The following is a 6,471-nucleotide window of genomic DNA, read 5'->3' on the forward strand; positions in this document are numbered from 1 at the left end:
CCCTTATGCTGCGCAATACCTTAACTTCCTGAGCACTGATAAATATTCTGCCGAGGAAATCAGCAAGCAATTCTATAACATTGCCTGCTCCTACAATATGAGGGTGAGCAATGAGTTAGTGACCATCAATATTTCTGGTCTGCAGGAAAACTTTGATAAAGCGGTGAAATTAGTGGAGCATGTTTTCACCAATTGCAAAGCTAATGAAGAGGCTTTAACAGAACTTAAAAGCACTATCTTAAAAGGTCGCAAGAATACCAAGCTAAATAAAGGGGCAATTTTAAACGGATTAGTGGCTTATGCACAATATGGCGACCTCAACCCCACTAATAATGTATTGTCGAATGAGGAAGTTAACAAAATGACTTCTAAAGAGTTGATGTATATTTTGCACAACATCAACAATTATGAACATTCGGTAACATATTATGGTCCGAAGCCAGTTGCCGATTTTACTGCTGAACTTGCAAAGATTCATATTTTGCCTACCGCTTTTACAACTGCTGCCCCTGCTACTGTATTTAAATATACAAAAAATGAGACTAACCAGGTGCTTTTTGCCGATTACGACATGGTGCAGTCGGAAATTAGATGGGTACGCAATGATGGAGTTTATAACCCTGCAATGGCTGCCAATGTTAATTTGTTTAACAGCTATTTTGGTGGTGGCATGGGCTCTGTTGTTTTTCAGACTTTAAGAGAGTCTAAAGCTTTAGCCTACTCTACCTGGGCCAACTATTTTGCCCCTGACCGTAAAGATAAAGAATTTACCATGATGTCTTATATTGGTAGCCAGGCAGATAAAATGACTGACGCAGTGAATGGCATGAATGAGCTGTTAACGGACTTACCTCAGTTTGACAAGTCTTTTGAAGGTGCTAAAAGCAATTCTATCAATGCGATTGAAATTGGCCGTATCACTAAACACGATATCATTAACACCTATTTTGCTGATCAGAAACTTGGTATTGACCATGATTCAAGAATTGACACTTACAGTAGTTTAAAAGGGTTAGATTTTGCGGCAATTAAAGATTTTCACCAACAGCATGTTTCTGGTAAACCTTATACTTATTGCATTGTGGGTTCTAAAAATAAAGTGAAACTGGAAGATATGCAAAAATTTGGTGCCGTTAAAACATTGACACTGGAGCAGATCTTCGGTTATTAACATTAGGTTTTACCTGTGTTTTATTTAAAATAACACAGGTAAAACATTGTTTTACCAGAGATTAAGTGCTAGATTATTAGATTTTAGTCTGTAAAATACTTGAGTTTAAGGGTAAAAATGCTACAGGTTAAGTGCTAAAATTTATAAGGTTAGTATGTGAAATATCAAATGTTAAGCGTGAGAATACTAGCGCTTAATTGCTAAAATAGCTAAGCTTATTGTATAAATAAAAAAAGGTCCGGAATAAATTCCGGACCTTTTCATCTTCAGTGGTTAATCTTGTTCATTAGGATCAGTATTGTTATTATGCACCTTAAAACATCTGACTAAAAACAACAATCAACATTCTTTATGGTAGCCTTTGCAGGTTTACATGTCATTTTAAAGAGATTTCAACCAGTCTACTACTTCTTCTCTGGTTTTGCCGGTTTTTTGTTGAATTTTACCGTACAATTCATCATCTTTTCCCTCTTCATATTTCAAATCATCATCAGTAAAGTCGCCATAAGCTTGCTTAACTTTACCTTTTAGCTCGTTCCATTGACCTTTTAATTCTAACTTATCCATGATGTGCTCTTTTAATAAATAACTCTATTGATTACTATAATAACACCACAACATTAAGATTGTTTGATTAAAGTTTTTTTGCACTGCCAATAATCTCTTCTACCACGCCTGGGTCCAGCAGCGTACTGATGTCACCTAAATTAGAAACATCACCTTCAGCAATCTTCCTTAAAATGCGTCGCATAATTTTTCCAGACCGTGTTTTAGGCAATCCTGATACAAATAAAATCTTATCTGGCTTGGCAATGGCACCAATTACACGGGTTACCGTTTGTAAAATATCTTTACGGGTAAGGTCATCATCACCATGTGTATTTGGGTAAATGACAAAGGCAAAAATCCCCTGTCCTTTTACATCATGTGGATAGCCTACCACAGCACTTTCTACTACCCCGGCATGCATATTAATGGCATTTTCAACTTCTGCAGTGCCAATTCTATGTCCTGATACGTTGATGACATCATCTACCCTGCCGGTAATTTTATAATAGCCATCTTCATCACGCGTGCAGCCATCACCTGTAAAATACAGATTCTCATAGGTGGAGAAATAAGTGAGTTTGCAGCGCTCATGGTCTTTATACAAAGTGCGCAACATACCCGGCCATGGAAATTTAATACACAGGTTACCACTAACCCCATTGCCTTCAATTTCTTTGCCCTGCTCATCTACCAGCACGGGCTGTACACCCGGCAAAGGTAAAGTGGCATAACTTGGCTTGGTTGGCGTAACGAACGCAATAGGCGAAATCATGATACCCCCAGTTTCAGTCTGCCACCAGGTATCTACAATAGGGCTCTGCCCTTTACCAATTTTCTCATCGAACCAATGCCATGCTTCCTCGTTAATAGGCTCTCCAACGGAACCTAATACCCTCAGCGAGCTCAGGTCCGCTCCTTGTAAGGGTTCTTCACCAAAGCTCATTAATGAACGGATGGCTGTTGGCGCAGTGTATAAAATGTTGACTTTATGTTTATCCACCACTTCCCATAAACGTGATGCTGTTGGGTAAGTTGGGATACCTTCAAACATCAGTGTGGTAGCACCTTGAGAAAGGGGACCATAGACAATATAAGAGTGACCGGTGATCCAGCCAATATCGGCGGTACAGAAAAACACCTCATCTGGCTGGTAATTGAATACATTAGAGAATGTGTAACCTGCATACACCATGTAACCACCTACAGTATGTGCCACACCTTTGGGTTTACCTGTAGACCCTGAGGTGTAAAGGATGAAAAGTAAATCTTCAGCATCCATTTCTTCTGCAGGGCAATAACTGTCTACCAGTTTAATTTCATCTTCAAACCATAAATCGCGGCCTTTTAACATGGAAACCGGTGTACGGGTATGGGTCAATACAATCACTTTTTCTACCGTCGGGCAGCCAATTAAAGCATCGTCAATCACTTCTTTCAACTGGATTTGTTTGTTCCCCCTGAAAGAGCCATCAGCAGTAATCACTAATTTACAGGCTGCATCATTGATGCGGTCCGCAATAGATTTGGCAGAAAAACCACCGAAAACAACGGAATGTACCGCCCCAATACGGGCACAGGCCAACACGGCAATAGCCAATTCTGGCACCATCGGCATATATATACAAACACGGTCGCCTTTAGCCACATTGTTCTTTTTCAATACATTGGCAAAGCGGCATACTTGCTCATGTAAAATCTTATAGGTAAGGGTAACACTCTTTTTCTCAGGATCGTTAGATTCCCAGATAATTGCAGGCTTATCGCCGTTTTTCTCCAAATGCCTGTCCAGGCAATTCTCTGTAATATTTAATTTTCCTCCCTCAAACCATTTAATGTTTGGTTCGGTGAAATTCCATGATAATACTTTATCCCATTTCTTCCGCCACTGGAAGGTATTGGCAATTTCTGCCCAAAATTCTTCAGGCTTTTCAACGCTTAATTGGTATTGTTCTTTGTAATCCTGCAAAGATTTGATCTGCATCATGTGGTTCTATATTTAGTAGCTAAAATGTAAATATAGCTTTTATTGAAATTATATAAACTTTATAGTGGTTTTTAAGTGCATATTCTTAGCTTTGCGGCGAAGCGAATTCGGCTTGTGCGGGTGAAAAAAACATTATTTTCAAAAATATTCATCACCGGCTTGATGGTTACGAATATTATTTGGATATTTGCCCACTCTTAAAAAATTAAGCGACTAATAATTAACAATATATATTAAAAGGCATGTCTAGAGTTTGTGATTTAACCGGAAAAATGGCGATGACAGGTTTTAATGTTTCTCACTCAAACGTTAAAACTAAGCGTAAGTTTTATCCCAACTTACAACTTCAGAAATTTTATATTCCTGAAGAAGATCGTTGGATTACACTGAAAGTATCTACTTCAGCTATTAAAACCATCAATAAAATTGGTATTACAGAAGCAATCAACCGCTTCGTGAAAAAAGGATTTTTGTAAAAACAATTGCAGGTAGTTAACCTGTTAACAATAATAATAAAATGGCAAAGAAAGGTAACAGAGTACAAGTTATTCTAGAGTGTACAGAGCATAAAACAAGTGGCATGCCTGGTATGTCTAGATATATCTCTACTAAAAACCGTAAAAACACTACTGAGAGATTAGAATTGAAAAAATTCAATCCAGTATTGAAAAAAGTAACCGTACATAAAGAAATTAAGTAATACGTTTCGTATTGCTAAAAATACAATCTATTTAGATCATGGCAAAAAAAGTAGTTGCAACCCTTAAAACGGGTAATGGAAAAGAGTATTCGAAAGTTATTACAATGACTAAATCACCTGTAACAGGTGCTTATTCTTTCAAAGAAATCATTGTTCACAACGAACACGTAAAAGATGCTATTACTGCACCTCAGGGTAAGTAATCTCAATATTTTATAATATTAGAGCCGTCCCTTCAAAATGGGAGGGCTTTTTTTGTTTTGCTAAACATTCGTATGGGATTATTTGATTTTTTCAAGAAAAAGGAGTCCGCTCCGGAAGCCAGGGAAGCACTGGACAAGGGATTAGAGAAAACGAAAACTGGTTTTTTTAATAAAATCACTAAAGCTGTGGCTGGAAAGTCTACAGTGGATGACGATGTTCTCGATAACCTGGAAGAAGTACTAGTAACTTCTGATGTAGGCGTTTCTACTACCCTCAAAATTATTGACCGCATACAGGATCGTGTAGCAAAAGATAAATACTTATCTACTTCAGAGCTTCATGGTCTGTTAAGGGAAGAAATTCAACATCTTTTAGCAGAAAACAACAGCAATGATTTCCGTAAATTTGAATACGGTGATCATAAACCTTATGTCATTATGGTAGTCGGTGTAAATGGTGTTGGTAAAACAACCACCATTGGTAAACTTGCCCATAAGCTAAAAGCGGAAAACCTGAAGGTTGTGCTTGGTGCTGCAGATACTTTTCGTGCTGCTGCTGTAGAGCAAATTAAACTTTGGGGTGAACGTGTAGGTGTTCGTGTGGTGGCACAGCCAATGGGTTCTGACCCTGCTTCTGTTGCTTTCGACACTTTACAATCTGCCGTTGCCAATAAAGAAGATGTGGTTATTATCGATACCGCCGGTCGTCTGCATAATAAAATAGGCTTGATGAACGAGCTTGGAAAGATCAAAAGTGTAATGCAAAAGGTTATTCCTAATGCTCCGCATGAGATTCTTCTGGTTTTAGATGGCTCTACCGGGCAAAATGCTTTTGAGCAATGTAAACAGTTTACAGAAGCAACGGATGTAAATGCCCTTGCCATTACTAAACTGGATGGTACTGCTAAAGGTGGCGTGGTGATAGGTATTTCTGATCAGTTTAAAATTCCTGTAAAATATATTGGCGTAGGTGAAAGTGTGAATGATCTTCAGCTATTTGATAAAAAAGCTTTCGTAGACAGCTTATTCAACTAGCCATTCTTAAATATGATCCCCGCCATTAGGCATTGGGATCTCTAAAATGTAATACATTACCTTCAAAAAAAGGGATGTTGAGCATTCTTATAATTAAATACAAATCATGAATACTAAAGTTAGTCCTAAAATAATTTCCCTTAAAAAACCCAAAATCAATGTCATTACCCTGGGTTGCTCTAAAAACATCTACGATTCAGAAGTTTTAATGGGCCAGTTACGTGGAAATAACATGGACGTGGTTCATGAGTCTGACACTTTAGGCAAAGACGATATTGTGGTGATCAATACCTGTGGCTTTATCGACAATGCTAAACAGGAATCTATTGATACCATTTTACAATACAGCCAGCTGAAAGATGATGGTAAGGTAGCTAAGGTTATTGTGACCGGCTGTTTATCTGAACGCTATAAGCCTGAACTGGAAGCTGAAATTACCAATGTTGATGCTTTTTTTGGTACCAACGACTTAAACAATATCCTGCATTCGCTGGGTGCTAATTATAAGCATGAGCTGATTGGCGAAAGGTTATTGACCACGCCTTCACACTTTGCTTACTTTAAAATTGCTGAAGGCTGTAACCGCCCCTGCTCTTTCTGTGCCATTCCTTTAATGCGTGGTAAACATGTTTCCCGCGACATGAATGAACTGGTGAATGAAGCTAAAATTCTTGCTGCCAACGGTACCAAAGAATTAATTTTAATTGCTCAGGATCTTACTTACTACGGATTAGACATTTACGGAAAGCGTAACCTTGATGAATTGTTAAGAAGACTTTCTGATGTGAACGGTATTGAATGGATCAGGTTGCAATATGCCTACCCTTCT

General features: G+C 38.2%; 8 protein-coding genes. 6 read left to right on the forward strand and 2 right to left on the reverse strand.

The window, feature by feature from the left end; all coding sequences use genetic code 11:
- A partial coding sequence (locus ACR2F7_RS02960) for a M16 family metallopeptidase (protein WP_432712122.1) occupies positions 1 to 1,171 on the forward strand: 1,171 nt, incomplete at its 5' end.
- Between the two features lie 381 nt (positions 1,172 to 1,552).
- Here ACR2F7_RS02960 and ACR2F7_RS02965 read toward each other — a convergent pair.
- Positions 1,553 to 1,738, reverse strand: coding sequence for a CsbD family protein (locus ACR2F7_RS02965; RefSeq protein ID WP_432711020.1), 186 nt, complete (start codon positions 1,736 to 1,738; stop codon positions 1,553 to 1,555).
- A gap of 67 nt (positions 1,739 to 1,805) precedes the next feature.
- A complete protein-coding gene (gene acs / locus ACR2F7_RS02970; protein ID WP_432712126.1) occupies positions 1,806 to 3,701 on the reverse strand; it encodes an acetate--CoA ligase in 1,896 nt (631 codons plus the stop codon).
- 245 nt (positions 3,702 to 3,946) lie between these two features.
- Here acs and rpmB point away from each other — a divergent pair, with 245 nt between their 5' ends.
- The 5 genes from rpmB to ACR2F7_RS02995 all read left to right on the forward strand — a co-directional run.
- A complete protein-coding gene (gene rpmB / locus ACR2F7_RS02975; RefSeq protein WP_108554931.1) occupies positions 3,947 to 4,180 on the forward strand; it encodes a 50S ribosomal protein L28 in 234 nt (77 codons plus the stop codon).
- A gap of 41 nt (positions 4,181 to 4,221) precedes the next feature.
- Entirely contained in the window at positions 4,222 to 4,404 is a 183-nt protein-coding gene (gene rpmG / locus ACR2F7_RS02980; RefSeq protein ID WP_008242799.1) for a 50S ribosomal protein L33, read from the forward strand.
- Positions 4,405 to 4,442: 38 nt separating this feature from the next.
- Positions 4,443 to 4,607, forward strand: coding sequence for a DUF4295 domain-containing protein (locus tag ACR2F7_RS02985; RefSeq protein WP_432712123.1), 165 nt, complete (start codon positions 4,443 to 4,445; stop codon positions 4,605 to 4,607).
- 72 nt (positions 4,608 to 4,679) lie between these two features.
- A complete protein-coding gene (gene ftsY, locus ACR2F7_RS02990; protein WP_432712124.1) occupies positions 4,680 to 5,642 on the forward strand; it encodes a signal recognition particle-docking protein FtsY in 963 nt (320 codons plus the stop codon).
- Between the two features lie 106 nt (positions 5,643 to 5,748).
- The coding region (locus ACR2F7_RS02995; RefSeq protein ID WP_432712125.1) for a radical SAM protein at positions 5,749 to 6,471 on the forward strand (723 nt) is incomplete at its 3' end.

The sequence above is a fragment of the Pedobacter sp. genome, from assembly GCF_045628745.1.
Classification (GTDB): Bacteria; Bacteroidota; Bacteroidia; order Sphingobacteriales; family Sphingobacteriaceae; genus Pedobacter.

What these genes read in the sequence shown, in the direction of transcription:
- ACR2F7_RS02965 (WP_432711020.1), bottom strand. Translation starts at nt 1,738, where the DNA reads ATGGATAAGTTAGAATTAAAAGGTCAATGGAACGAGCTAAAAGGTAAA.
- acs (WP_432712126.1), bottom strand. Translation starts at nt 3,701, where the DNA reads ATGCAGATCAAATCTTTGCAGGATTACAAAGAACAATACCAATTAAGC.
- rpmB (WP_108554931.1), top strand. Translation starts at nt 3,947, where the DNA reads ATGTCTAGAGTTTGTGATTTAACCGGAAAAATGGCGATGACAGGTTTT.
- rpmG (WP_008242799.1), top strand. Translation starts at nt 4,222, where the DNA reads ATGGCAAAGAAAGGTAACAGAGTACAAGTTATTCTAGAGTGTACAGAG.
- ACR2F7_RS02985 (WP_432712123.1), top strand. Translation starts at nt 4,443, where the DNA reads ATGGCAAAAAAAGTAGTTGCAACCCTTAAAACGGGTAATGGAAAAGAG.
- ftsY (WP_432712124.1), top strand. Translation starts at nt 4,680, where the DNA reads ATGGGATTATTTGATTTTTTCAAGAAAAAGGAGTCCGCTCCGGAAGCC.